Raw genomic sequence first — 23,671 nt, 5'->3', positions numbered from 1 at the left:
GCACATGGATATCGGAACGATCCGAGGCCTGGGCACCGTCGTGGTGATGGTGGCCTTTATCGGCCTGGCGTTGTGGGTGTTCAGCAGCCGGCGCAAGAAGCACTTCGACGAAGCCACCTTGCTGCCGTTCGCCGACGACCCCGACGCCATCGCCAAGGTGGAACAAGCCCAGGCGCAAGCGCGCGCGGCCAGGAGTGACAAGCAATGACAACGTTTTGGAGTCTGTACGTAACCGTCCTCACCCTGGGCACCATCGTGTCCCTGACCTGGCTGCTGTTCTCCACCCGCCGCGGGCAGCGCAGCGAGGCCACCGAGGAAACCGTGGGGCATTCGTTCGACGGCATCGAGGAATACGACAACCCACTGCCCAAATGGTGGTTCCTGCTGTTCGTCGGCACCATCATCTTCGCCCTCGGCTACCTGAGCCTGTACCCCGGCCTGGGCAGCTGGACCGGCCTGCTGCCGGGCTACCAGTACCTGGACAACGACACCCAGAAGCAGTTTTCCGACGGCAAGACCGGCTGGACCGGCGTGCACGAATGGGAAAAGGAAATGGCCCGCGCCGACGCGCGCTTCGGCCCTATCTACGCCAAGTTCGCCGCCATGCCCATCGAAGAAGTGGCCAAGGACCCGCAGGCGCTGAAAATGGGTGGCCGGCTGTTCGCCAGCAACTGCTCGGTGTGCCACGGCTCCGACGCCAAGGGCGCCTACGGCTTCCCCAACCTGACCGACCAGGACTGGCGCTGGGGAGGCGAGCCCGCCACTATCGAGACCACCATCCTGGGCGGCCGCCACGCCGTGATGCCGGCCTGGGCTGAAGTGATCGGCGAGCAGGGCGTGGCCGACGTCGCCGCCTTCGTGCTCAGCCAACTGGACGGCCGCAAGCTGCCCGACGATGCCAAGGCCGATGCCGCCAACGGCCAGAAAATCTTCGCCGCCAACTGCGTGGCCTGCCACGGCCCCGAAGGCAAGGGCACCCCGGCCATGGGCGCGCCCAACCTCACCCACCCGCAGGCGTTCATCTACGGCTCAAGCTTTGCCCAACTGCAACAGACCATCCGCTACGGCCGCCAGGGGCAGATGCCGGCGCAGGAACTGCTGCAGGGCAAGGACAAGGTGCATTTGCTGGCGGCGTATGTGTACAGCCTGTCGCACGGGGAAACAAAAACGGAGGACTAACCGCTCTCGCACTGCATACGTCAGGGCTACGATGCCCGCGTAGGAGCCGACCTTGGTCGCGATACAGGCAACGCAGTACATCAGACACGTCGCCATCGCGGCCAAGGCCGGCTCCTACAAGGATGAGGAACCGTTGAAGAGGTACGGACCATGAGCATCACGACCATTTCCACCAGCGATTTTAGACAGAACCCTGACCACGCATGCCAAGCAGCGCACCGCGGCCCTGTATTTATCACGAAGGATGAACAGGCCACCCATGTACTGATGAGCATTGAACACTATCAGCGACTAACCGGTGAACGCGGCAATATCATCGAGTTACTAGCCGTGCCGGACTCCGCCGATATCGACATCGCCATAGAACGAGCCCACATCGTTGCACGCCCCACCGACCTTTCCTGACTTCACCAGGTAGCTACGCATGAAACAGGAATGACATCAGGGTTACCCCTTAACGACCGCGCTCGGCACGCACCGAACCGGCACCCCAGCCCCACCGTGAGGCTCACTGATGAGCAAGCAGATTCCGGTACATGATGTCACCCCGCCGGCCGCCAAAGGCGACAGCGTCGACCTGTACGCGGCGCGGGAGAAAATCTATACCCGGGCCTTCACCGGGGTGTTCCGCAACCTGCGGCGGGTGGGTGGGGCGTTCCTGTTCCTGCTGTATTTCGGCACCGTGTGGCTGAACTGGGGCGGGCACCAGGCGGTGTGGTGGAACCTGCCGGAGCGCAAGTTCTACATCTTCGGCGCCACCTTCTGGCCGCAGGACTTCATCCTGCTGTCGGGCATTCTCATCGTCAGCGCCTTCGGGCTGTTTTTCATCACCGTGTTCGCCGGCCGCGTGTGGTGCGGCTACACCTGCCCGCAAAGCGTGTGGACGTGGATTTTCATGTGGTGCGAGAAGGTCACCGAAGGCGACCGCAACCAGCGCATCAAGCTCGACAAGGCGCCCATGAGCGCCAACAAGTTCGTGCGCAAGGCCGCCAAGCACGGCATGTGGCTGTTGATCGGCTTCATCACCGGCATGACTTTCGTCGGCTATTTCTCGCCCATCCGCGAGCTGGCCGGGGACTTCTTCAGCGGCCACGCCGACGGCTGGTCGTACTTCTGGGTCGGCTTCTTCACCCTGGCCACCTACGGCAACGCCGGCTGGCTGCGCGAACAGGTATGCATCTACATGTGCCCTTACGCGCGCTTCCAGAGCGTGATGTTCGACAAGGACACGCTTATCGTCTCGTACGACCCGCGGCGCGGCGAGAAACGTGGCCCGCGCAAGAAGGACGTGGACTACAAGGCCCTGGGCCTGGGCGACTGCATCGACTGCACGATGTGCGTGCAGGTGTGCCCCACCGGCATCGACATTCGCGATGGCCTGCAAATCGAGTGCATCGGCTGCGCCGCCTGCATCGACGCCTGCGACAGCATCATGGACAAGATGAACTACCCACGCGGGCTGATCAGCTACACCACCGAGCACAACCTGTCCGGCCAGCAGACGCACAAGTGGCGCCCGCGGCTGATCGGCTACGCCGTGGTGCTGCTGGTGATGATGGGCGTGCTGGCCGGCGCTTTCCTGACGCGCTCGCTGGTGGGCTTCGACGTCAGCAAGGACCGCGTGCTGTACCGCGAGAACGCCGAAGGGCGCATCGAGAACGTCTACAGCCTGAAGATCATGAACAAGGACCAGCGCGAACATACCTACGTCATCGAGGCCAGCGGCCTGCCCGACCTGCGCCTGCAAAGCCGCAACGAAATACGCGTGGCGGCCGGCGACATCGTCAGCCTGCCGGCCGAACTGTCGGTAGCCCCCGAACAACTGCCTTCCAGCACCAACGAGGTGTACTTCAGCCTCAAGGACGCCAACGACGGCGCGGTGCACGTGCAGGCCAAAAGCCGATTCATCGGCCCCCAAGTACGCTAAGGAATTACCATGTTCAATGCCACGGCTGACGCCTCGACCCCCTGGTACAAGCACCTCTGGCCCTGGATCATCATCGCCATCCTGGCCTGCTCGGTAACCCTCACCCTGTCCATGGTGACCATCGCCGTGGAACACCCGGACAACCTGGTGACCGACAATTACTACGAGGCCGGCAAAGGCATCGCCCGCTCGCTGGAGCGCGAGCAGTTGGCGGTGGACCTCAAGCAGCGCGCCGACGTGACCCTGGACAGCCTCACCGGCGAGGTCGACGTGCGGCTGGCAGGCGCAAGCCAACCGGCGCAACTGACGCTTAACCTGGTGTCGCCGACGCAGCCGGAGAAAGACCGCCGCATCGACCTCAACGCCGCCGGCAATGGCCGCTACGTAGGGCATGTGGTGGACAAGGTGGACGGCCGGCGTTTCGTCGAGTTGCTGGGCCTGCAGGACGGCAAGACCTGGCGTCTGTTCGAAGAGGAACAGGTCACTCCGGACAAGGCCCTGACCCTGGGCGACGAGCCGCTGCAAGGCGCCGAAGTACCACAGCGCCGATGAAAGCATGATTACCGCCTGCTACCACTGCGCCCTCCCCGTGCCGCCCGGCCGGCCCTTCACGGCCACGGTGCTGGGCCACCCGCGCGACTTCTGCTGCCCTGGCTGCCAGGCCGTGGCCCAAGCCATTGTCGAGGGTGGCCTGGGCAGCTATTACCAGCACCGCGACCAGGCTTCGGCCAACCCGCAGGCACTGCCGCAGCAGCTGCCCGACGAACTGACACTGTACGACCGCGCCGACGTGCAGCAAGCCTTCGTGCATACCCAGGGCCAGCTGCGCGACACCACGCTGATGGTCGAAGGCATCACCTGCGCGGCCTGTGGCTGGTTGATTGAAAAGCACCTGCGCGGGCTGGACGGAGTGGTCGAGGCGCGGCTGAACCTGTCCAACCATCGCCTGTTCGTGCAATGGGCTGACCACCCGCAGGCCTTGAGCCGCCTGCTGGCCGAGCTGCGTCACATCGGCTATGCCGCCCACCCGTGGCAGGCCGACCGCGCCGCCGAGCAACTGGCCGCCGACAACCGCCGCGCGCTGCGCCAGCTGGGGGTAGCCGGGCTGCTGTGGTTCCAGGCAATGATGGCAACCATGGCCACCTGGCCGGAATTCAACATCGACCTCAGCCCGCAACTGCACACCATCCTGCGCTGGGTGGCGATGTTCCTGACCACCCCGATAGTCTTCTACAGCTGCGCACCCTTCTTCCAAGGTGCCCTGCGCGACCTGCGCAGCCGCCACCTGACCATGGACGTGTCGGTGTCACTGGCCATCGGTGGCGCCTACCTGGCCGGTATCTGGACCGCCATCAGCGGCAGCGGCGAGCTGTACTTCGACGCCGTGGGCATGTTCGCCCTGTTCCTGCTGGCCGGCCGTTACCTGGAGCGCCGCGCCCGCGAACGCACGGCAGCCGCCACCGCGCAGCTGGTCAACCTGCTGCCGCCCTCCTGCCTGCGGCTCGACGCTCAAGGCCGAACCACGCGCATACTGCTGGCTGAACTGGCCCTGCACGACCGCGTGCAGGTGCTGCCCGGCGCCGTGATCCCTGCCGACGGGCAAATCCTTCACGGCCACTCCAGCATCGACGAGTCGCTGCTGACCGGCGAGTACCTGCCGCAGCCGCGCCAGCCTGGCGACAGCGTCACCGCCGGCACCCTCAACGTCGAGAGCCCCCTGACCGTGGAGGTCATGGCGCTGGGCAGCGACACCCGGCTGTCGGCCATCGTCCGCCTGCTGGAACGTGCACAGGCGCAGAAACCGCGCCTGGCGCAGTTGGCAGACCGCGCAGCGCAGTGGTTCCTGTTGTTTTCCCTGGCCTGCGCAGCCGCCATCGGCCTGCTGTGGTGGCAGCTGGACCCCGGCCGCGCCTTCTGGGTGGTGTTGGCCATGCTGGTCGCCAATTGCCCGTGCGCGCTGTCGCTGGCCACCCCCACTGCGCTCACCGCGGCCACCGGCAGCCTGCACCGCCTGGGCCTGCTGCTCACCCGCGGGCATGTGCTTGAAGGGCTGAACCAGGTCGACACGGTGATCTTCGACAAGACCGGCACGCTCACCGAAGGCCGCCTGCAGCTCACCAGCATCAAGCCCCTGGCGCACCTGGACAGCGACCACAGCCTGGCCTTGGCGGCCGCGCTGGAAAGCAGCTCCGAACACCCTATCGCGCGGGCCTTCGGCTACGCGGGCCTGGTCGCCGAACAGGTGCGCAGCGAGCCAGGGCTGGGCCTTGCCGGGGTGGTCGACGGCCAGCCGCTGCGCATCGGCAACCCGGCGTGGGCCTGCGCCCCGAGCGGCTGCGCGGTACCCGCAGCGCCCGACAGCCAAGGGCAGTGGCTACTGCTGGCCGATGACCGCCAGCCCCTGGCCTGGTTCGGCCTGGACGACCGCCTGCGCGACGACGCCCGCGCGCTGCTGGAGGCCTGCCGCGCACGGGGCTGGCAGACCTTGCTGCTGTCCGGCGACAGCTCGCCCATGGTGCACAGCGTGGCCACGGCCCTGGGCATCGACCAGGCCCACGGCGGCCTGCCGCCCGACGCCAAGCTGGCGGTACTGCAAGACTTGCGCGCCCAGGGCCGCAAGGTGCTGGTGGTGGGTGACGGTGTCAACGACGTGCCGCTGCTGGCTGCCGCCGACATCAGCGTGGCCATGGGCAGTGGCACGGACCTGGCCAGGACGTGCGCGGACGCCGTGCTGCTGAGCAACCGCCTGGACGCCCTGGTGCAGGCCATGCACATGGCCCGCCGCACCCGCCGGGTGATTATCCAGAACCTGATCTGGGCGGCGCTGTACAATGGCTTGATGCTGCCCTTCGCCGCCGCCGGAATGATCACGCCGATCTGGGCCGCGCTGGGCATGTCGGCCAGCTCCCTGACCGTGGTGCTCAACGCCCTGCGCCTGGCCCGGCTACCCACACGCCCGCACCCGGCAGCGATGCCCGCCACCCATGCGACACCGGAGCTTGCATGCCCGCCCTCTACATCATGATTCCCGCCGCGCTGGTGGTGGTCGCCATCGCCATCTACGTGTTCTTCTGGGCGGTGGACAGCGGCCAGTACGACGACCTCGACGGCCCGGCCCACAGCATTCTCTTCGACGACCAGGACCCACGCCACCAGGCCGGCGTCGACGAAGCCAACGGCACGCCCGCCGTCACCGACAAGGACAAGGCGCCGCCCCATGCTTGAGCTGGCCCCACAACTGGTGTCGGCGCTGATCCTGGGGCTGCTGGGCGGTGGCCATTGCCTGGGCATGTGCGGCGGCCTGATGGGTGCGCTGACCCTGGCCATCCCGCCGGAACAACGCGGCCGCCGGCTGCGCCTGCTGCTGGCCTACAACCTGGGGCGCATCTGCAGCTACGCCTGCGCCGGGTTGCTGCTGGGCCTGGCCGGCTGGGCGCTGGCGACAAGCCCGGCGGCCATGGGCTTGCGGGTGGTGGCAGCCTTGCTGTTGATTGCCATGGGCCTGTACCTGGGCGGCTGGTGGAGCGGCCTGGTGCACATCGAACGGCTGGGCCGCGGCTTGTGGCGGCTGATCCAGCCGGTGGCCGGGCGCCTGCTGCCGGTCAGCAGCCTGCCGCGCGCACTGCTGCTGGGTGGGCTATGGGGCTGGCTGCCTTGCGGGTTGGTTTACAGCACATTGCTGTGGGCCGCCAGCCAGGGCAACGCCGGCCACAGCGCGCTGCTGATGCTGGCCTTCGGCCTGGGCACCTGGCCGGTGCTGCTGGCCACCGGCCTTGCCGCCGAACGCACCCGCGCCCTGCTGCGCCGCCGCGGGGTGCGCGCAGCCGGCGGGTTACTGGTGATCGCGTTTGGCCTGTGGACTTTGCCCGGCCCGCACCAGCACTGGCTGATGGGCCACTGAGCCACGCTTGATGCACGTCAATACCGGTTGGCACGGCCGTCCCTAGACTAGCGAGCATGCACGCAAACCCGGGGAACCCGCATGCTCGACACCCTTGTCTGGGACGCTGACCTGATCCGCCGCCACGATCAGCCAGGCCCACGCTACACGTCCTACCCAACCGCGGTTCAATTCAACAACCAGGTTGGCTCGTTCGACCTGCTGCACGCCCTGCGCGACAGCCGCAAGGCGCTGCGGCCGCTGTCGCTGTACGTGCACCTGCCGTTCTGCGCACACATTTGCTACTACTGCGCCTGCAACAAGGTCATCACCAAGGACCGCGGCCGCGCCCAGCCCTACCTGCAGCGCCTGGAGCAGGAAATCCAGCTGGTCGCCTGCCACCTGGACCCGCGCCAGACCGTGCAGCAGTTGCACTTGGGCGGCGGTACGCCGACCTTCCTCAGCCACGCCGAACTGCGCCAGCTGATGGCCACCCTGCGCAGCCATTTCAACCTGCGCCTGGACGACGGCGGCGACTACGGCATCGAGATCGACCCGCGCGAGGCCGACTGGTCGACCATGGGCTTGCTGCGCGAGCTGGGCTTCAACCGCGTCAGCATCGGCGTGCAGGATTTCGACCCGCAGGTGCAGCGCGCGGTCAACCGCCTGCAAAGCCTGGAGGAAACCCGCGCCATCATCGAGGCCGCGCGCACCCTGCAGTACCGCTCGGTGAACCTGGACCTGATTTATGGCCTGCCGCGCCAGAGCGTGGAGAGCTTTGCGCGCACCGTGGACGAGGTGATCCAGCTGCAGCCCGATCGCCTGTCGGTGTTCAATTACGCGCACCTGCCCGAACGCTTCATGCCCCAGCGGCGCATCGACCATGTCGAACTGCCGCCGCCCGGGGTGAAACTGCAAATGCTGCAGCGCACCATCGAACAGCTCACCGACGCGGGTTACCGCTACATCGGCATGGACCATTTCGCCCTGCCCGACGACGACCTGGCCATCGCCCAGGAGGAAGGCGTGCTACAGCGCAACTTCCAGGGCTACACCACCCATGGCCACTGCGACCTGATTGGCCTGGGCGTGTCGGCCATCAGCCAGGTGGGCGAGCTGTACAGCCAGAACAGCAGCGATCTCAACGAATACCAGGCCGCCCTGGCGGACGCTCGGCTGGCCACTGCCCGGGGCTTGAGTTGCGACGCCGACGACCGCCTGCGGCGGGCGGTGATCCAGCAGCTTATCTGCCATTTTGCGCTGGGGTTCGCGGACATCGAGCAGCGCTTCAACGTCGATTTTCGCGGCTACTTCGCCGATATCTGGCCGCAACTGCAGGGCATGGCGGCGGATGGGCTGATCGAGCTGAACGACACCGGCATCACCGTGCGCCCGGTGGGCCGCCTGCTGGTGCGTTCGCTGTGCATGCTGTTCGACGCGCACCTGGAACTGCAGAACCGCCAGCGCTTTTCCCGTGTCATTTGAAAGCACGGGCCTACTTCGCCGCCAGCGCCCCGGCCTTGATCACCTGCTCGGGCGACAGGTGCTGGTCCTTCATGGCCTGGCCCAGGCTATTGGTGGCCACCAGCAACGCCGCGTTGATGGCGTTGATCGCACTTTGCAGTGCGGCCATGCGCGCCTGGCGTTGCTGTGCGGGCATGTCCTTGTCCTTCGCCAGGGCCTGCATCTCGGCCATTTTCTCGGCCAGCTGCTTTTTCAATTCACGGATCATTTTCAGCGTTTGCTGAATGGTTGGCGGCAATCCGCTTTCTTCTATGTCCTTATTGTTACTTTGGCTCGCCGCCTTGCCCACGCCCACCGCGGACAGGGTGACAGACACCGCCGGCGTGCTTGCAGGCTCGGTGCCATCATTGCTGGCCGCGGCCTGCGGATTACTGTCATGAATCTGCCATTGAGCGGTGGTCGGCGTGTTGCGGGGGTCGAAAGTCAGCATCGCAAGGCTCCATGCGGATGGCGTGATGACATTTGTATCGACATTGAAATAAATAACTTTAGGCGCTTTCCATGACTAAACCTCGGCTGGTCTCATACGTTTCAAAAGCGTACCCTTACAGTCATTGTGTGTTTTTCCAAAGGATTTGAACTGATGTCCGAGCCAGTAAAAGTACGTACTGTCACTCAGGCCCACTGCAAGGATTGCAGCCTGGCACCCCTGTGCCTGCCCCTGTCGTTGAACCTGGAAGACATGGACGCCCTGGACGAGATCGTCAAGCGTGGCCGCCCGCTGAAGAAGGGTGAATTCCTGTTTCGCCAGGGCGACCGCTTCGGCTCCGTTTACGCCGTGCGCTCCGGCGCCTTGAAAACTTTCAGCCTCAGCGATGGTGGTGAAGAGCAGATCACCGGCTTCCACTTGCCCAGCGAGCTGGTGGGCCTGTCAGGCATGGACGCGGAAGCCTACCCGGTGACCGCCCAGGCCCAGGAAACCACTTCGGTGTGTGAAATACCCTTCGAACGCCTGGACGAACTAAGCGTGCAATTGCCGCAGCTGCGCCGCCAGCTGATGCGCGTCATGAGCCGGGAGATCCGCGACGACCAACAGATGATGTTGCTGCTGTCGAAGAAATCCGCCGACGAACGGATCGCCACCTTCCTGGTCAACCTGTCGGCACGTTTCCGCGCGCGTGGCTTCTCGGCCAATCAATTTCGCCTGAGCATGTCGCGCAATGAAATCGGCAACTACCTGGGGCTGGCGGTGGAGACGGTGTCGCGGGTGTTCACGCGCTTCCAGCAAAGCGAGCTGATTGCCGCCGAAGGCAAGGAAATTCATATTCTGGACCCTATCCAGCTGTGTGCCCTGGCCGGCGGCACCCTGGAAGCCTGATTTCGACCTGACCGATCGAACAGGTATACTGGCGGGCATATTTTGCCTGCCAGGACCTTCCCACGATGGTTATCGATACCTTCAGCTTCAAATCCCTGATCCGCCCCGTCGTGGACTTCCCCAAGCCCGGTGTCATCTTCCGCGACATCACCCCACTGTTCCAGTCGCCCAAGGCGCTGCGCATGGTGATCGACAGCTTCGTGCACCGCTACATCGATGCCGAGTTCACCCACATCGGCGCCATGGACGCACGCGGTTTCCTGATCGGCTCAATCGTCGCCCACGAGCTGAACAAGCCGCTGATCCTGTTCCGCAAGCAGGGCAAGCTGCCGGCCGACGTGCTGGCCGAAGGCTACAAGACCGAATACGGCGAAGCGTTCCTGGAAGTGCACGCCGACAGCCTGTGCGAAGGCGACTCGGTGATTCTGTTCGACGACCTGATCGCCACCGGCGGTACCCTGATCGCGGCCGCGAACCTGGTACGCCGCATGGGCGCACGCGTGCATGAAGCCAGCGCGATCATCGACCTGCCGGAGCTGCTGGGTTCCCAGCGCCTGGAAGACATGGGTATTCCGACGTTCTGCCTGACCAACTTTGCGTTGACCGACATGTAATCAAAGACGCGGCCTGCGGCCCCGGGGACGCGGTGTGGAGCAGCCGCCGCCCCGCGGGGCGGGGGGCGGGCGGTGGGTGGGGGGGGCGCGGCCCCGCCCCCCCCCGCCCGCGTCCCCCGCACCGCCAATTCAAAGACTGATCGGCTTGCGCCCTGCAAACGAATGCGCCAGCGTCCCGCCGTCGACCATCTCCAGCTCGCCACCCAACGGCACGCCGTGGGCAATGCGCGAGGCCACCAGGCCCTTGCTGGCCAGCAGCTGGGCGATGTAATGCGCCGTGGCTTCACCTTCCACCGTAGGGTTGGTGGCCAGGATCACCTCGGTGAAGGTGCCCTGTTCTTCGATGCGCGCCATCAGTTGCGGGATGCCGATGGCCTCCGGGCCCAGGCCGTCCAGCGGTGACAAGTGGCCCTTGAGCACGAAGTAGCGCCCGCGGTAGCCAGTCTGTTCTACCGCATACACATCCACCGGGCCTTCCACCACGCACAGCAGGGTATCGTCACGGCGGTGGTCAGCGCATTGCGGGCACAGGTCCTGCTCGGTCAACGTGCGGCACAGGCGGCAGTGGCCCACGCCTTCCATGGCCTGGCTCAGGGCCTGGGCCAGCCGGGTGCCACCGCTGCGATCGCGCTCCAGCAGTTGCAGCGCCATGCGCTGGGCGGATTTCTGACCCACGCCTGGCAAGGTGCGCAGGGCGTCGATCAGTTGGCGAATCAGTGGGCTGAAGCTCATGGAGGTAAACGCCTGACAAAAACAACGAGACGCGGTTTATACCCGCGCCTCCGGGTGGCGTCAAATGCTCACGCCTCTGACACTTTGACCACCAGCTTGCCAAAGTTGCGCCCCTGCAGCAGGCCGATGAATGCCTCGGGGGCATTCTCCAGGCCTTCCACCACGTCCTCGCGGAAGCGCACCTTGCCCTCACGCACCCAGGGCAGCATGGCGGCGGTGAATTCAGCCTGGCGGTCGCCGAAATCGTCGAAGACGATAAAGCCCTGCATGCGGATGCGCTTGGTCAGCAGCAGCCGTGGCAACAGCGACAGGCGGTCAGGGCCAGCCGGCAGTTCGGTGGCGTTGTATTGGGCGATCAGGCCACACACCGGAATGCGCGCGCAGGGGTTGAGCAGCGGCATTACCGCATCGAACACCGCGCCACCGACGTTCTCGAAATAGATATCGATGCCCTTGTCACAGGCCTTGGCCAGGTCCTGGGCGAAGGTCGGCGACTTGTGGTCCAGACAGGCATCGAAGCCCAGTTCGTCCACCACGTAGCGGCATTTGTCGGCACCGCCGGCCACACCCACCACTTTCAAGCCCTTGAGCTTGGCCACCTGCCCCACCACCGAACCCACGGCGCCGGACGCTGCGGCCACCACCAGGGTTTCGCCGGCCTTGGGCTGGCCGATGTGCATCAGGCCCATGTAGGCCGTCATGCCCGGCATGCCCAATACACCCAGCGCCAGTGACGGGTTGGGGATGCCCGCAGGCAGCACGATGAGGTCGTCACCGTTGGAAATGCTGTGGCTTTGCCAGCCGGTCATGCCCACCACCTGGTCGCCGACCTGGTATTTGGGGTGGCGCGACTGCTCGACCACGCTCACTGCGCCACCGGTCATCACCTCGTCGATCTGCACGGGCGCGGCGTAGGACGGCGCATCACTCATGCGCCCACGCATGTACGGGTCCAGGGACAAGTAGAGGGTTCGCAACAGCACCTGGCCGTCTTCAAGGGCCGGCAGCGCCACGCGCTCCAGGCGGAAGTTCTCGGGGGTGGGTGCGCCCTTGGGGCGTGATACCAGCACGATGCGCTGGTTGAGGGTGAGGTCCTGGGACATCGAGGGCTCCTTGATAGAGGGCAATACAGAAGCAGACCCTATCACGCCCCACGACGTTCCCCGTAGCAACACCTGTCTTGTGGGAGCTGGCTTGCCAGCGTGCTTTTATGGCCCCAACAGCTCGCTGGCAAGCCAGCTCCCACAGGCCGCGTCCCTCTGACGGGTAGCCGGCTTCAGAAACGACAATGCCAGGCAGGTGCCTGGCATTGGGGTGCAGCGCAAGGTGCCTTAGAACGGCATCTTGAAGCCTGGTGGCAGTTGCATGCCAGCGGTCATGCCGCCCATTTTTTCCTGGCTGTTGGCTTCGATCTTGCGAACGGCGTCGTTGACGGCGGCCGCGATCAGGTCTTCCAGCACTTCCTTGTCTTCCTGCATCAGGCTGTCATCCAGGCTGATGCGCTTGACGTCGTGACGACCTGTCATCACCACGCTCACCAGGCCGGCGCCGGATTGACCGGTCACTTCGGCGTTGGCCAGTTCTTCCTGCATCTTGGCCATTTTTTCCTGCATCTGCTGTGCCTGCTTCATCAGGCCGGCCATGCCACCTTTCATCATGGGGATCACCTCATCGGTTGTTTGGTTTGCCACGCAGCGCCTCGCAAGGGGGCGCTGCGCGTGGTTAACGGGTTATTGGCTTTGGCTGACCAAAGCGTCGACAGGTTCAATAGTATCCTCACGCACCACCGCGCCGAACTGCCGAATCATCTGCTGGATGAACGGATCGTTGTGGATGGACGCCTCGGCCTCGCCCTGGCGCTCGGTGCGGCGGCGCGACGCCGCCTGGGCCGGGGTTTCCTGCTCGGGGCGGATCAGCTCGATGGTCACCGTCAGGGTGCGGCCATGGTACTGGTTCAGCGCATCGTTCAGGCGGCGCTGCTGGGTGGCGTTGAACAGCGCGCTCTGGCCTGGGTCGAGGTGCAGCAGCCAGTGGTCGCCGTCCACGGCAATCAGCGTGCAGTTGGCCGCGATGCTGCCGGTCATGCCCGAAATAGGCAGCTTGGGGAACAGTTCCAGCCATTGCAGCGCCAGGCCGGTGGCTGGCTGGGCCGCTGGCAGCGGCTCGGGGGCGGCCGCAGGCTCCGGCGCAGTTTCGCTGGCCAGTTCGTCCAGGTAGCTGTAGCCGCCGGCGTCCAGGTCGGGCTCGTAATAGTCTTCGTCCAGCGGCGGCTCGTCGTCCCGGTCCATGCCAGCGGGCACGTACTCGATGGGCGCAGCGTCCACCTCCGGGGCAGGCGGCACCACACTGGCAGGCACGGGGGTAGGCATGGGCGTGAGCGCTGGCTGTTCGGCGACCACATCCAGCAGCGGCTCTTCCACCGGCACGGGCAGCGGGTCGGGCTCAAGCTGCGCCGCAGGCGGCGGCTCGATGGGCGCAGGCTCGTTCCACGGCAGGTCGACTTCGACGACCGCGGGGGCCGGCGCAGGCTCGGCTTCAGGCTGGGGCGCAGGCGCGGCCACGGCCGGTGACGGCTGTGGCGCAGCAACAGGGGCCGGCGCAGGTGCAGGGGCGGCGATGGCCGCCACGGTGGGCGCGGCAGCCGGGGCTTGCGGGGACTCAGCCGTGGCTTGGCTGGTCCCCACCGGCTTTAGCACCGGCCTTGGCGCGTCGCCGGTATCCGCCGGGCGGAAGGCCAGCATGCGCAGCAGGACCATTTCGAAGCCGCTGCGAGGGTCCGGCGCCAAGGGCAGGTCGCGACGGCCGATTAAGCCCATCTGGTAATAGAATTGCACGTCCTCGGCCGGCAGCGCCTGGGCTACCGCCAGCACACGGTCGCGGTCGCCGTGGCCGTTGTCCACCGCTTCCGGCAGTGCCTGGGCCACTGCCACGCGGTGCAGCACGTTGAGCATTTCCGCCAGCACACCGTTCCAGTCCGGGCCTTGCTCGGCCAGGTGGCGCACGGCTTCCAGCAGCGCGCGGGCGTCGCCTTCCAACAGCGCCTGCAGCACGCCGTATACCTGGCCGTGGTCGAGGGTGCCGAGCATGGCGCGCACATCGGCGGCCAGCACCTTGCCTTCACCGAAGGCAATGGCCTGGTCGGTGAGGCTCATGGCATCGCGCATGGAGCCGTCGGCGGCGCGGCCCAGCAGCCACAGGGCGTCGTCCTCGAACGGCACGTTCTCGGCGCCCAGCACGTGGCTGAGGTGCTCGACCACGCGCTCGGGGGTCATGTTCTTCAGCGAGAACTGCAGGCAGCGCGACAGGATGGTGGCGGGCAGCTTCTGCGGGTCGGTGGTGGCGAGGATGAACTTGACGTAGGGCGGCGGCTCTTCCAGTGTCTTCAGCAAGGCGTTGAAGGAATGGCTGGAAAGCATGTGCACTTCGTCGATCAGGTAGACCTTGAAGCGCCCGCGGCTCGGCGCGTACTGCACGTTGTCGAGCAGTTCGCGGGTGTCCTCGACCTTGGTGCGGCTGGCGGCGTCGATCTCGATCAGGTCGACGAAACGGCCTTCATCGATTTCGCGGCACACCGAGCATTCGCCGCAGGGCGTCGAGGTGATGCCCGTCTCGCAGTTCACGCACTTGGCAATGATACGGGCGATGGTGGTCTTGCCCACGCCGCGGGTACCCGTGAACAGATAGGCGTGGTGCAGGCGCTGGTTGTCCAGCGCATTGATCAGAGCCTTGAGCACATGGGTCTGGCCAACCATTTCGCGGAAGGAGCGCGGACGCCATTTACGTGCAAGAACCTGATAACTCATCGAAAACCGTCGCAACTAGAATGCCAAAGACCGCTAATCGTAGCGGAGCAGGGGCAAAAATGCATCCAATGCTTGCCGATGTTGCGTCACAGGGCATGACGGCCGGCCGATAGTGACTAAGCTGATGGCTTGTACGCGTTTTTACGGCATGGAGACGCCGATGCGCCTGACCTTGACCGCGCTGCTGCTGATTGCCGGCCAATGCCTGGGGGCCCCTGCACCGCTGCGCTTTTCCATCTCCGACAGCTGGACGATGCCGCTGGTGCAGGTACGCAGTGGCGCACCCACCCAGGGCATCCTGTACGACATGATGCAAAGCCTGGCCCGCCAGGTGGGCGCGCCTGCCGAATTCCACGTGCTCGCCCGCCTGCGGCTGCAAGCGGCCATGGAGCGCGGCGACGTGGATGTGCGCTGCTACGCGGCCCAGTCCTGGCTGCCCGGGCTTTCGGGCGACTATATATGGAGCCTGCCGCTGGTTACCCAGCGTGACTACCTGGTGGCCCGGGCCGGCGACGCGCAACCCGTGGACCTGGGCAGCCTGCCGGCACAACCCATCGGCACTGTGCTGGGCTACACCTACGACGCCCTGCAAGGGCACTTCGCCAACGGCCGGCTTTCCCGTGACGACGCGCGCAGCCAGGACCAGGTGCTGCAGAAGCTGCAGGCCGGGCGCTACCGCTACGCTGTGAGCAACAAACTCTCGCTGGACTGGTTCAACCGCCAGCTGCCAGCCGCCCAGCAGTTGCGCCCGGTGGCCTTCGTCGAGGAACAGGCGCTGGGCTGCTACGTGCGCAATGACCCCGCAGTGCCGGTGCAAAGGATTCTGCGCACCTTGCTGCGCATGAAGATGTCAGGCGAGATAGACCAACTGGTGGAACATTACACAGGCACCCCCACCCCGTAGCAGCTGCCGCCGGCTGCTACATCCGGTGGGAGCTGGCTTGCCAGCGAGCTGTTGGGGCCATAAGCGCTCGCTGGCAAGCCAGCTCCCACAAGACAGTTGCTGCTACGGGCGTGCGGCGTGCTTTCCGACCAGGGAGCCTGCCAGCAGCGCCTCGGTGCTGTGGCTGAAACCGCCGTCATCGGTGCCCAGCAGCCGGTTGTAGAGTAACCGGCTGAGCACCGACTGCGGCAGGTTGAAGTTGCGCCGGAACGGCGTGACGATCCATTCGTTGGCGGTGGTCTTCTCCATCAGCCGCTCGAAACTGCCCACCACCGTCTTCGCCGCATGGTCGCGGCTCACCCCACCGCGCTGGTAGAACGCCGCTGCATCACGCGCGGCGCGGTACAGCACATTGCACACCTGGGCCACGGTGAAGGTTTGCAACGCGGTGACGATCATCGCCCGGGTCTTGTCGCCCGCGCGGTAGCCCAGCCGGTATTCCTCCAGGGCCATTTCCAGGAACGCCAGGCACTCCAGCAGTGCCAGTTCGTCACAGCACGCGCGCAGTTCCTGCGCACCCTGCAGCAGGAAGTCAGGGTGCAGCACCACCTGCTCCAGCCGGTCATACAGCGCCGGCCCGGCAAGGCCGAGCACCGTGGGCAACCATCGCACCTCGTTGAAGTGCACGCGAGCATTCTGCTGGCTGTCCAGCTCGATGGCAGCAGGGTCCGACGTAGGGTCCACGGCAATCACGCCGGCGCGCCACAGCTCGTTGATCAGGTCGCGGTCCATGTCCCGTTGCGGCGTCAGGCGTTCCTGGCGCACCTGGAAATAGGGGCGGATGTGCGAAAGGTCTTCGCTGCCTGCGTACTTCATCAATGCCAGCAGGTACAGGCATTGGCGTGGCGTGAGCGCCGACAACGGCCGCGCCTCGGCCATAGCGTTCTCGAACGCCTGCACGATGCGCAGGCGCTTGGCGATGGCCAGCTGTTCCTGCTCGCTGGCCTGGCAGGCATCGCAGCGGAACGGCCGCCCCTCGGTGCGGGAGATGAAATCGGTACGGGTGGCGAACAGCAGCGGCTCGGCGCAACGCGAGCACTTCATCACCGTGGACCAGGCCCGCGAATGGCGCCGTACCATGGCCGTCAGTTCAGTCTGGCTAATGCCCACGTCGCGGTAGATGCGCGCCACGGTCTCGGCGAATCGCCCGCTGTCGACGTCAAGGCGCCAGTAGCGCAGGCACAGGGCACGGGTGTCGTCATCGGCGTCCAGGTACTCGATGTGCAGGCCTGGGTGTTCGGTCATGGGGCTGGTCTCGCGTGGCTTTTACAGAACACCACTGTAGGCCGTGCCCCGCGTCAGGTAAGCCGGACGGATCCCAAGCAAAAGAGTGAAATTTCCGAAGCCAGTGAAGTGCGCTTCCTACACGCCACCCCGTAGCAGCTGCCGCCAGGCTGCGTCCGGGCATTACACCGGTGGCGGGGCGGCGTTGGGCTCAGTAGCTGCCCACTACGTGCCGCACGCGCTCCAGGGCGTGACGCAGCGCCGCCATCTCTACCGAACCCAACGCCAGGCGGATCGCGTGGGGCACATGCACCGAGGTGGCGAACGCCTCCGCCGTCGACACCGCGACCTGCTCGCGCAACAGCGCCACTGCCACCTGATCGGCGCGCAGCTCTTCGGGCAACGGCAGCCAGATGAAATACGAGGCGGGATGACGCACCAACGGCATGCCCTTCAGCACTTCGCCCGCCAGCGCCTGCCGCGCCCGGGCGTCCTGGCGCTTGTGCACCTCGCATTGGGCTACCGTGCCGTCCTTCAGCCACTGGCAGGCAATGGCGGTCATCACCCCGGGCGTGTTCCAGTGGGTAGCGCGGATCATCCGTTCGATGGCCGCCACCCACGCCAACGGCGCGGCCACGAAGCCCACGCGCAAGCCGGTGGCCACGCTCTTGGAAAAACCCGACACGTAAACGGTGCGCTCCGGCGCGAAGGTGGCCAGCGGCGGCGGCGCGTCTTCCACCAGGAAGGCGTAGGCAGCGTCCTCGATCAGTATCAGGTCATGCCGCCGTGCCAACGCCGCCAGGCGCTCACGCAGCGCTGCGTCCATCACCCACCCCAGCGGGTTCTGCAGGGTGGGCATGCAATACAGCGCCCGCACCCGGCGGCGCTGGCACAACGCATCAAGCGCCTCGAGGTCAGGCCCCTGCCCCTTCGCCGAGATCGCCACCAGCTCTACCCGATGGGCCTCGGCAACGATCTTGAAACCCGGGTAGGTCAAGGCATCCACCGCCACCACGTCACCCGGCTGCAACAACCCCATTACCGACACCGCCAGGCCATGCTGGGCACCCGTGACAATCAGCACCTGCTCGGCACTGGCCTCAAGCCCCTGGGCCTGCAGGTAACCCGCCACCGCCGCGCGCTCCAGCGGCCGGCCAGCGTGCGGCTGGTAGCGCAACAGCGCTTCCAGGTCACCCGCACTGGCCAGGTTGCGCAGCGCAGTGCGCAGCAGGTCGGCTTGCCCTGGCATGCTCGGGTAATTGAAGTTGAGGTCGAGCATGCCGGTAGCCACGGGCGTCTGGTCCACGCCGTGGCCGGCGGGCAACTGGGTGTCGCGTACAAACGTCCCGCGCCCGGTCTCGCCACTGACCAGGCCCATGCTTGCCAGCTCGACGTACACCCGCGTGGCCGTCACCAGCGCCAGACCGTGCTGGGTGGCGAGCTCGCGATGGGTGGGCAGGCGTGTGCCGGGCAGCAGCCGGCCGGCGTGGATGTCGGCAGCGAAAGTGTCCACCAGCTGTTTGTAACGGGCGCGAGCCATCGGCAAGTGTATCCATGACAATCATTTGATTGTGCTGATTCTCACCCCTAGGATTGATTGCTTGCAACCCTCACTCACACCAGGAATCGCCATGGAACGCACCTGCGCCACCGCCCCCCAAGCCACGCCCTCCAGCGGTTGGCTCAACGGTTTTCTCGGCGTGCTGATTTTCAGCGGCTCACTGCCGGCCACGCGCCTGGCGGTGCTGGATTTCGACCCGGTATTCCTCACCGTCGCCCGTGCCACCCTCGCGGGGCTGCTGGCCTTGTGCGTGTTGCTGCTGTTCAAGGAGCGCCGCCCTGCCCGGGCGCAACTGTTCTCGTTGAGCGTCGTGGCGCTGGGCGTGGTGGTGGGCTTCCCGCTGCTAACTGCGCTGGCCCTGCGCCATGTCACCTCTGCCCACTCCATCGTCTTCCTCGGCCTGCTGCCCATGGCCACGGCGATCTTCGGCGTGCTGCGCGGCGGCGAACGCCCGCGCCCGGCGTTCTGGCTGTTCTCGGTGATCGGTGCGCTGCTGGTGGTTGGCTACGCCATGGCCCAGGGCGTGTCTGCGGCCCCCGTGGGGGACATCCTCATGCTGTGCGCCGTGGTGGTCTGCGGCCTGGGCTACGCGGAAGGCGCCACCCTGTCGCGCAGCCTCGGCGGTTGGCAGGTCATCTCCTGGGCGCTGGTGCTGGCCTTGCCGTTCATGGCCGTGGCCACGTTGCTGCTGATGCCGCCCAGCTTCGCCAACGTTCACCTGGCCGGCTGGCTGAGCCTGGGCTATGTGGCGCTGTTCAGTATGTTCATCGGTTTCGTGTTCTGGTACCGCGGGCTGGCCCAAGGCGGGATTGCAGCGGTAGGCCAATTGCAATTGCTGCAGCCGTTCTTCGGCTTGGCGCTGGCAGCCACCGTGCTGGGAGAGCAAGTGAGCTGGGGCATGCTGGGAGTGACGGTGGGGGTGATTGCCTGTGTGGCAGGGGTGCGGCGGTTCGGGCGGTGACGTAATGCGTCGGCCATTCAAAACCCTTTCCAATAATCCATGAAGCCATCCTTGCCCAGCAACCAGGTGCTCTGCAGTTCCCGATTCACCGCGGCCACCTTCTCCGCCACCGCGCTCCACGGCTGGCGCAGCAGCACCCAACACTTGCTTTGCGGGCAGTAGATGGAAGACCGATACCCCCATTGTTCCATCAGCAGGTTCATGCTCTTGTTGGTGTGAAACGCCACATGCACGGGTGGGCGCAGGTAGAACCACTCGCTGTCGCGAGGCACGTTCTCGCACACCACGGTGTGCAGTATCAGGCAGCCGTCGGGCGCCACCAGTTCGTGTACCAGGTCCAGGTCGCGGCGGGTCAGCACGTGTTCGAACATGGCCGAGTTGATCACCGTCTTGTAGCTGCGGGGCACCGGCTCATCCACGTAGCAGTCCAGGTCCGGCGCTTTCACGTAGGGGTCAAAGATGGGCAGGCTGGTGTGGAAATAGCGGGCCATCAAGCGGCTGAGGCTGCCGTAGCCAGCGGCGTAGTCGAGCATGCCGTCTGCAGCGATCAGGCCGTGCGCGCGCAGCAGTGCCAGCATCATCGCCTGCTCGGCATAGGGCGGCTGGTTGATGGGGCTGGCGGGGTCTTCGTTATAGTGGTGGAACTGCTCGTTGAGCTGCGCCCACTGGCGATGCGGCAAGCGCGAATGTGTCTCGGAAAACACAAAACCGCAATGATCGCAGCGGCGGTAGGCCACATCGCCGATATCGCGCATGAAAGTATCAAACGGTGCTTCGGTATAGCGCTTACTGAAATAGTAAGCGCTGGGACGGCTGCAGATCATGCAATCCATGGTTCCATTCTTCCTTGGCACCGGGGAGGTGGGCAGGAAGAATGTATCACTGCAGTTACACTTTGACGATCAACATCGGGCCAGGACGGCTCTGGCGCTCAATTGCCCATGGATTATGGTCGGGCATACCTGGACCGCATCTCGCTTGACACTCCCGTGCCGCACCAAGCAGTGTAGGCAAGCACCACCTTGAAACCTCCTCGACAGCCAAGGATGCTTATGTCGCCGGTATTGGATTATGCCGCTCTGCTCGCCATCGCTGAAAAGACGTCCGCTATTACCACCCCTTGCGCCTGCACTGCCAAACCCCTGGTTGGCTGGGAAGGCTGGCCCGTGACCCTGCGCGAAACCCAACTCACGCAGGTCGGCAGCCTGGCCCAGTTCGACGAAGACGAAGCCACGCTGGACGAATACCACCCCGCCGGTACCAGCTACTGGTCAGCACACGCGCCTATCGCGCCGCTGTACTACCCCTACAACCAGTGCGGGGTATGGCAGTGCATCGAATGCGGCCGAGGCTACCTGCGCTACAACGACGATGGCGCCTACCACTCCGAAAGCCGCATCCGGCTGCTCGACGCCGCGCTGTTGGTGAACGCGGCACACCCAACCGGCGGGCGCTGAAGCGCTACGCGTACCAGCGGCTCAACGGCACCGGCTGCCCGCCCAACACTGACTGCACGGTGGTGAACATGTCGATCATGCGCAACAGGTAAGTGTGCTGCTCGTGCAGGGTCGCCAACCCCTGCCGGGCGATGGCCTGACGCTGGTCCTCATGCGCCAGGTAATAGGCGCTGATCTCCAGCAGGTCCTGGGTATCGCGGAAAATGACCAGGTCCTTGCCGTTGGTAAACAGCTTGCCCAGGTCGTGCTTGTCGTTGGTCAGCAGGAAGCCGCCGCAACTCAGCACATCGAAAATGCGCATCGGCAGCCCGTACTCGACGAACGAGCGGCTGAGATTGAGGTTGATCTTCGACTGCCGGAAAATCTTCGGCATGGTCTCGAAATGGTCGGCATGCCCGGCGTAGCTCTGTATCTGCCCTTCCCACTCGTTGTTACCATACACCCGCAGGTCGAAACGCTGCTCGACCTGGCGAACCAGGTCGATTCGCTGCAGCCAGGAATGTTCGCGGGCCAGCAGGTAAGCCAACTTTTCTGCAGGGCTGAGGAAGTGCTCGCCGGCAAGGGCATAGCCAGACTCCCGAATGATGTCGGCGATCAGCGCCTCATCGATCTGCTCGGCCAAGGTGAATAGCTCACTGGGTTGATCAAGCGACTGGATCAACTGCGCACAGCGGGCGGCGGTTTTAGCCGACAACTTGGGCTGGATGTGCGAAGCGTATTCGGTCCTGGTCAGGTTGGCGACGAAACTGATGTCATTCGCCAGGCCGGCATCTTCTTCACGCAGGTGAACCTGCTCGATACGCGCCGGGTTGGCCGCCACCGGCAAATGGTAAATCTGCCGCACACCCCGCGCGCGCAAACGCTGGGCGATCGCCGCGTCGTAGGCGAAGGTAAAACTGTGCGAATGGTTGACGGCGCCATCGTAGACCGGATAGCACGGCGTATCGATGACCCACGCCAGGTAGGTCACTTTCAGCAGCTCGCAGACTTCCGAGATGTACCGGTTGAAGTTGATGGTCAGCACGTAGTCCGGCCGAACGTTCATCAACCCCATCACGTTCTCTTCGTTCAGGGGCATGCAGGTAACGCGAAAGCCGAGGGTGCGCAGCGCGTCCGCGCAATCCCCGGACACTACCGGGGCCTCGAAAACCACGACCAGCGCTGCAGAAGGGTCGGTCGATTGGGGGTGTTCTGTGGCCACGGCAACGTCTCTGTAAGTGAATGGGAAAGCCTACCATAGCAAGCCTGTATGCCCCAGACGCAGCCTGGCGGCAGCTTGTGGGAGCTGGCTTGCCAGCGAGCTGTTGGGGCCATAAAAGCTCGCTGGCAAGCCAGCTCTCACAAGACAGTTGCTGCTACACGCAGTCACAACCGGAAGTTGGTTTACAGTTACTCCAGCAGCCCAACCTGAAACGGACCTCCCATGCTCAAACGGACCCTGGCCCTTCTCGCCGCCCTCGCAACAACCAGCGCCCACGCCACCACACTCTGCACCCTGGTCACTGACGCGCACACCTCAGCTGTTCTCCAGCAAACCGGCGACTGCACCACCCGCGTAACCCCGGCCTCCACCTTCAAGCTCGCCATCAGCCTGATGGGCTTCGACGCCGGCTACCTGCATGACGACCACACCCCAGTGCTCAACTACCAGGCCGGCGACCCCGACTGGGGCGGCGCCAATTGGCTGCAACCTACCGACCCGGCTCGCTGGATCAAATACTCCGTGGTCTGGTACTCCCAGCGCATTACCCACGCGTTGGGTGCTGCCAAGGTCGGCCATTACGCTCGCGCATTTCGCTACGGCAACACCGACCTGGCTGGCGACCCGGGCAAGGGCAACGGGATGGACCGCGCGTGGATCGGCTCGTCGCTGAAAATCTCTCCGGTGGAGCAGGCGGCTTTCCTACAGCGGCTGGTGAACCGCACGCTGCCGGTCAGCCGCTATGCCATGGACATGACAGCCCGCCTGGCGTTAATTGATGAGCGACCCAATGGCTGGGAAATACATGGCAAAACGGGCATGGCGTATCCACGCGATGCCAATGGCATGAGTGATGAGGCGCATGGGTATGGATGGTTTGTGGGCTGGGGGGTGAAGGCTGGGCGGACGTTGGTGTTTGTACGGTTGGTACAGGATGAGGTGGCCGGCGGTGTTTCGGCAGGATTGCGGGCGCGGGGGGAGCTTTTACATGAATGGCCTGGAATGGTGGGAGAAGACGGAGCTCCGCGCCCCTGAAAATGCCCCCGTAGCAGCTGCCGCAGGCGGCGTCCCTGGCGGCTTGCGGGGCGCCCGGTTGGTGCGTTGGGGCTTCGGACGCGGCCTGTGGCCGCTGCTACGGGGGATTCTTGGGTGCCACAAAGACAAAACCCCCACCTGCTTTCGCAGATGGGGGTTTCGGAATTTAATCTTGACGATGACCTACTCTCACATGGGGAAACCCCACACTACCATCGGCGATGCATCGTTTCACTACTGAGTTCGGGATGGGATCAGGTGGTTCCAATGCTCTATGGTCGTCAAGAAATTCTGTAGCCAGGATGCCCTTTG

At 65.1% G+C, this 23,671-nt stretch carries 24 protein-coding genes and 1 rRNA gene; 15 read left to right on the top strand and 10 right to left on the bottom strand.

The genetic code is table 11. From position 1 onward, the window contains the following. Window positions 1-4: 4 nt before the first annotated feature. The 9 genes from AC0SZ7_RS27070 (at window position 5) to hemN (ending at window position 8,471) form a co-directional block, all read left to right on the top strand. On the top strand, window positions 5-208 hold the full coding sequence (locus AC0SZ7_RS27070; RefSeq protein WP_475507251.1) for a cbb3-type cytochrome oxidase subunit 3: 204 nt from the start codon (window positions 5-7) through the stop codon (window positions 206-208). Then, entirely contained in the window at window positions 205-1,179 is a 975-nt protein-coding gene (ccoP, locus tag AC0SZ7_RS27065) for a cytochrome-c oxidase, cbb3-type subunit III (protein WP_475507250.1), read from the top strand. The genes AC0SZ7_RS27070 and ccoP overlap by 4 nt, the downstream gene beginning before the upstream one ends. A gap of 150 nt (window positions 1,180-1,329) precedes the next feature. Then, window positions 1,330-1,584 carry a type II toxin-antitoxin system Phd/YefM family antitoxin gene (locus tag AC0SZ7_RS27060; RefSeq protein WP_475507249.1) on the top strand — a complete coding sequence of 85 codons (255 nt, stop codon included), beginning with the start codon at window positions 1,330-1,332 and terminating at the stop codon, window positions 1,582-1,584. Window positions 1,585-1,693: 109 nt separating this feature from the next. After that, a complete protein-coding gene (gene ccoG, locus AC0SZ7_RS27055) occupies window positions 1,694-3,106 on the top strand; it encodes a cytochrome c oxidase accessory protein CcoG (RefSeq protein ID WP_475507248.1) in 1,413 nt (470 codons plus the stop codon). A 9-nt stretch (window positions 3,107-3,115) separates the two neighbouring features. Continuing rightward, on the top strand, window positions 3,116-3,658 hold the full coding sequence (locus tag AC0SZ7_RS27050; RefSeq protein WP_475507247.1) for a FixH family protein: 543 nt from the start codon (window positions 3,116-3,118) through the stop codon (window positions 3,656-3,658). 4 nt (window positions 3,659-3,662) lie between these two features. Continuing rightward, complete coding sequence (locus AC0SZ7_RS27045) at window positions 3,663-6,131, top strand: heavy metal translocating P-type ATPase (RefSeq protein ID WP_475507246.1); 2,469 nt, start codon at window positions 3,663-3,665, stop codon at window positions 6,129-6,131. Continuing rightward, window positions 6,110-6,331: a cbb3-type cytochrome oxidase assembly protein CcoS gene (gene ccoS / locus AC0SZ7_RS27040; RefSeq protein WP_475507245.1), complete on the top strand. Its 222-nt coding sequence runs from the start codon at window positions 6,110-6,112 to the stop codon at window positions 6,329-6,331. Before AC0SZ7_RS27045 ends, ccoS begins: the two co-directional genes overlap by 22 nt. Continuing rightward, window positions 6,324-7,007: a sulfite exporter TauE/SafE family protein gene (locus AC0SZ7_RS27035; RefSeq protein WP_475507244.1), complete on the top strand. Its 684-nt coding sequence runs from the start codon at window positions 6,324-6,326 to the stop codon at window positions 7,005-7,007. The genes ccoS and AC0SZ7_RS27035 overlap by 8 nt, the downstream gene beginning before the upstream one ends. Window positions 7,008-7,088: 81 nt before the next feature. Further along, window positions 7,089-8,471, top strand: a complete 1,383-nt coding sequence (gene hemN / locus AC0SZ7_RS27030; protein ID WP_475507243.1) for an oxygen-independent coproporphyrinogen III oxidase — start codon at window positions 7,089-7,091, stop codon at window positions 8,469-8,471. A 10-nt stretch (window positions 8,472-8,481) separates the two neighbouring features. Here hemN and AC0SZ7_RS27025 read toward each other — a convergent pair whose 3' ends face one another. After that, the gene (locus tag AC0SZ7_RS27025; RefSeq protein WP_475507242.1) at window positions 8,482-8,940 is read right to left on the bottom strand and encodes a hypothetical protein; all 459 of its coding nucleotides are present in this window, start codon (window positions 8,938-8,940) and stop codon (window positions 8,482-8,484) included. A gap of 153 nt (window positions 8,941-9,093) precedes the next feature. Between AC0SZ7_RS27025 and fnr the strand changes: the two genes are divergently transcribed. Together fnr and AC0SZ7_RS27015 are read left to right on the top strand one after the other, a co-directional pair. Next, complete coding sequence (gene fnr / locus AC0SZ7_RS27020; protein ID WP_475507241.1) at window positions 9,094-9,828, top strand: fumarate/nitrate reduction transcriptional regulator Fnr; 735 nt, start codon at window positions 9,094-9,096, stop codon at window positions 9,826-9,828. Between the two features lie 65 nt (window positions 9,829-9,893). Next, window positions 9,894-10,442, top strand: a complete 549-nt coding sequence (locus tag AC0SZ7_RS27015; protein WP_475507240.1) for an adenine phosphoribosyltransferase — start codon at window positions 9,894-9,896, stop codon at window positions 10,440-10,442. 129 nt (window positions 10,443-10,571) lie between these two features. Here the strand turns inward: AC0SZ7_RS27015 and recR are convergent, their stop codons facing one another. From recR to dnaX, 4 genes are all read right to left on the bottom strand, one after another. Next, complete coding sequence (gene recR, locus AC0SZ7_RS27010; RefSeq protein ID WP_475507239.1) at window positions 10,572-11,174, bottom strand: recombination mediator RecR; 603 nt, start codon at window positions 11,172-11,174, stop codon at window positions 10,572-10,574. 68 nt (window positions 11,175-11,242) lie between these two features. After that, window positions 11,243-12,277 (bottom strand): NADP-dependent oxidoreductase, encoded by a 1,035-nt coding sequence (locus AC0SZ7_RS27005; RefSeq protein ID WP_475507238.1) that lies wholly within the window; start codon window positions 12,275-12,277, stop codon window positions 11,243-11,245. A 228-nt stretch (window positions 12,278-12,505) separates the two neighbouring features. Continuing rightward, the gene (locus AC0SZ7_RS27000; RefSeq protein WP_027981427.1) at window positions 12,506-12,832 is read right to left on the bottom strand and encodes a YbaB/EbfC family nucleoid-associated protein; all 327 of its coding nucleotides are present in this window, start codon (window positions 12,830-12,832) and stop codon (window positions 12,506-12,508) included. A gap of 72 nt (window positions 12,833-12,904) precedes the next feature. Beyond that, a complete protein-coding gene (gene dnaX / locus AC0SZ7_RS26995) occupies window positions 12,905-14,977 on the bottom strand; it encodes a DNA polymerase III subunit gamma/tau (protein WP_475507237.1) in 2,073 nt (690 codons plus the stop codon). A gap of 160 nt (window positions 14,978-15,137) precedes the next feature. Here dnaX and AC0SZ7_RS26990 point away from each other — a divergent pair, with 160 nt between their 5' ends. Beyond that, the gene (locus AC0SZ7_RS26990; protein WP_475507236.1) at window positions 15,138-15,881 is read left to right on the top strand and encodes a substrate-binding periplasmic protein; all 744 of its coding nucleotides are present in this window, start codon (window positions 15,138-15,140) and stop codon (window positions 15,879-15,881) included. A 102-nt stretch (window positions 15,882-15,983) separates the two neighbouring features. Here AC0SZ7_RS26990 and AC0SZ7_RS26985 read toward each other — a convergent pair whose 3' ends face one another. Together AC0SZ7_RS26985 and AC0SZ7_RS26980 are read right to left on the bottom strand one after the other, a co-directional pair. Next, window positions 15,984-17,165 (bottom strand): hypothetical protein, encoded by a 1,182-nt coding sequence (locus AC0SZ7_RS26985; protein WP_475507235.1) that lies wholly within the window; start codon window positions 17,163-17,165, stop codon window positions 15,984-15,986. 190 nt (window positions 17,166-17,355) lie between these two features. Further along, window positions 17,356-18,684, bottom strand: a complete 1,329-nt coding sequence (locus tag AC0SZ7_RS26980; protein ID WP_475507234.1) for an aminotransferase-like domain-containing protein — start codon at window positions 18,682-18,684, stop codon at window positions 17,356-17,358. A 91-nt stretch (window positions 18,685-18,775) separates the two neighbouring features. Here AC0SZ7_RS26980 and AC0SZ7_RS26975 point away from each other — a divergent pair, with 91 nt between their 5' ends. Further along, the gene (locus AC0SZ7_RS26975; protein WP_475507233.1) at window positions 18,776-19,666 is read left to right on the top strand and encodes a DMT family transporter; all 891 of its coding nucleotides are present in this window, start codon (window positions 18,776-18,778) and stop codon (window positions 19,664-19,666) included. A gap of 17 nt (window positions 19,667-19,683) precedes the next feature. On the opposite strand, the gene AC0SZ7_RS26970 is transcribed toward AC0SZ7_RS26975, so the two are convergent. Next, window positions 19,684-20,421, bottom strand: a complete 738-nt coding sequence (locus tag AC0SZ7_RS26970; protein WP_475507232.1) for a methyltransferase domain-containing protein — start codon at window positions 20,419-20,421, stop codon at window positions 19,684-19,686. Window positions 20,422-20,832: 411 nt separating this feature from the next. On the opposite strand from AC0SZ7_RS26970, the gene AC0SZ7_RS26965 reads away from it, so the two are divergent. Then, window positions 20,833-21,123, top strand: coding sequence for a hypothetical protein (locus AC0SZ7_RS26965; RefSeq protein WP_475507231.1), 291 nt, complete (start codon window positions 20,833-20,835; stop codon window positions 21,121-21,123). A 4-nt stretch (window positions 21,124-21,127) separates the two neighbouring features. Here the strand turns inward: AC0SZ7_RS26965 and AC0SZ7_RS26960 are convergent, their stop codons facing one another. Continuing rightward, complete coding sequence (locus AC0SZ7_RS26960; protein ID WP_475507230.1) at window positions 21,128-22,201, bottom strand: glycosyltransferase family protein; 1,074 nt, start codon at window positions 22,199-22,201, stop codon at window positions 21,128-21,130. 345 nt (window positions 22,202-22,546) lie between these two features. On the opposite strand from AC0SZ7_RS26960, the gene blaOXA reads away from it, so the two are divergent. After that, on the top strand, window positions 22,547-23,359 hold the full coding sequence (blaOXA, locus tag AC0SZ7_RS26955) for a class D beta-lactamase (RefSeq protein ID WP_475507229.1): 813 nt from the start codon (window positions 22,547-22,549) through the stop codon (window positions 23,357-23,359). A 170-nt stretch (window positions 23,360-23,529) separates the two neighbouring features. On the opposite strand, the gene rrf is transcribed toward blaOXA, so the two are convergent. Beyond that, window positions 23,530-23,645 (bottom strand): 5S ribosomal RNA (rrf, locus tag AC0SZ7_RS26950). Window positions 23,646-23,671 lie beyond the last annotated feature (26 nt).

The sequence above is a fragment of the Pseudomonas sp. JC1203 genome (assembly GCF_056175065.1).
The sequence above is the reverse complement of the archived record's forward strand: the minus strand, read 5'-3'. Positions and strand labels throughout refer to the sequence as shown.

Bases quoted from the DNA above. Each gene is read 5' to 3' on its own strand.
- AC0SZ7_RS27070 (WP_475507251.1), top strand. From the start codon at position 5: ATGGATATCGGAACGATCCGAGGCCTGGGCACCGTCGTGGTGATGGTG.
- ccoP (WP_475507250.1), top strand. From the start codon at position 205: ATGACAACGTTTTGGAGTCTGTACGTAACCGTCCTCACCCTGGGCACC.
- AC0SZ7_RS27060 (WP_475507249.1), top strand. From the start codon at position 1,330: ATGAGCATCACGACCATTTCCACCAGCGATTTTAGACAGAACCCTGAC.
- ccoG (WP_475507248.1), top strand. From the start codon at position 1,694: ATGAGCAAGCAGATTCCGGTACATGATGTCACCCCGCCGGCCGCCAAA.
- AC0SZ7_RS27050 (WP_475507247.1), top strand. From the start codon at position 3,116: ATGTTCAATGCCACGGCTGACGCCTCGACCCCCTGGTACAAGCACCTC.
- AC0SZ7_RS27045 (WP_475507246.1), top strand. From the start codon at position 3,663: ATGATTACCGCCTGCTACCACTGCGCCCTCCCCGTGCCGCCCGGCCGG.
- ccoS (WP_475507245.1), top strand. From the start codon at position 6,110: ATGCCCGCCCTCTACATCATGATTCCCGCCGCGCTGGTGGTGGTCGCC.
- AC0SZ7_RS27035 (WP_475507244.1), top strand. From the start codon at position 6,324: ATGCTTGAGCTGGCCCCACAACTGGTGTCGGCGCTGATCCTGGGGCTG.
- hemN (WP_475507243.1), top strand. From the start codon at position 7,089: ATGCTCGACACCCTTGTCTGGGACGCTGACCTGATCCGCCGCCACGAT.
- AC0SZ7_RS27025 (WP_475507242.1), bottom strand. From the start codon at position 8,940: ATGCTGACTTTCGACCCCCGCAACACGCCGACCACCGCTCAATGGCAG.
- fnr (WP_475507241.1), top strand. From the start codon at position 9,094: ATGTCCGAGCCAGTAAAAGTACGTACTGTCACTCAGGCCCACTGCAAG.
- AC0SZ7_RS27015 (WP_475507240.1), top strand. From the start codon at position 9,894: ATGGTTATCGATACCTTCAGCTTCAAATCCCTGATCCGCCCCGTCGTG.
- recR (WP_475507239.1), bottom strand. From the start codon at position 11,174: ATGAGCTTCAGCCCACTGATTCGCCAACTGATCGACGCCCTGCGCACC.
- AC0SZ7_RS27005 (WP_475507238.1), bottom strand. From the start codon at position 12,277: ATGTCCCAGGACCTCACCCTCAACCAGCGCATCGTGCTGGTATCACGC.
- AC0SZ7_RS27000 (WP_027981427.1), bottom strand. From the start codon at position 12,832: ATGATGAAAGGTGGCATGGCCGGCCTGATGAAGCAGGCACAGCAGATG.
- dnaX (WP_475507237.1), bottom strand. From the start codon at position 14,977: ATGAGTTATCAGGTTCTTGCACGTAAATGGCGTCCGCGCTCCTTCCGC.
- AC0SZ7_RS26990 (WP_475507236.1), top strand. From the start codon at position 15,138: ATGCGCCTGACCTTGACCGCGCTGCTGCTGATTGCCGGCCAATGCCTG.
- AC0SZ7_RS26985 (WP_475507235.1), bottom strand. From the start codon at position 17,165: ATGACCGAACACCCAGGCCTGCACATCGAGTACCTGGACGCCGATGAC.
- AC0SZ7_RS26980 (WP_475507234.1), bottom strand. From the start codon at position 18,684: ATGGCTCGCGCCCGTTACAAACAGCTGGTGGACACTTTCGCTGCCGAC.
- AC0SZ7_RS26975 (WP_475507233.1), top strand. From the start codon at position 18,776: ATGGAACGCACCTGCGCCACCGCCCCCCAAGCCACGCCCTCCAGCGGT.
- AC0SZ7_RS26970 (WP_475507232.1), bottom strand. From the start codon at position 20,421: ATGCGCGATATCGGCGATGTGGCCTACCGCCGCTGCGATCATTGCGGT.
- AC0SZ7_RS26960 (WP_475507230.1), bottom strand. From the start codon at position 22,201: ATGCCCCTGAACGAAGAGAACGTGATGGGGTTGATGAACGTTCGGCCG.
- blaOXA (WP_475507229.1), top strand. From the start codon at position 22,547: ATGCTCAAACGGACCCTGGCCCTTCTCGCCGCCCTCGCAACAACCAGC.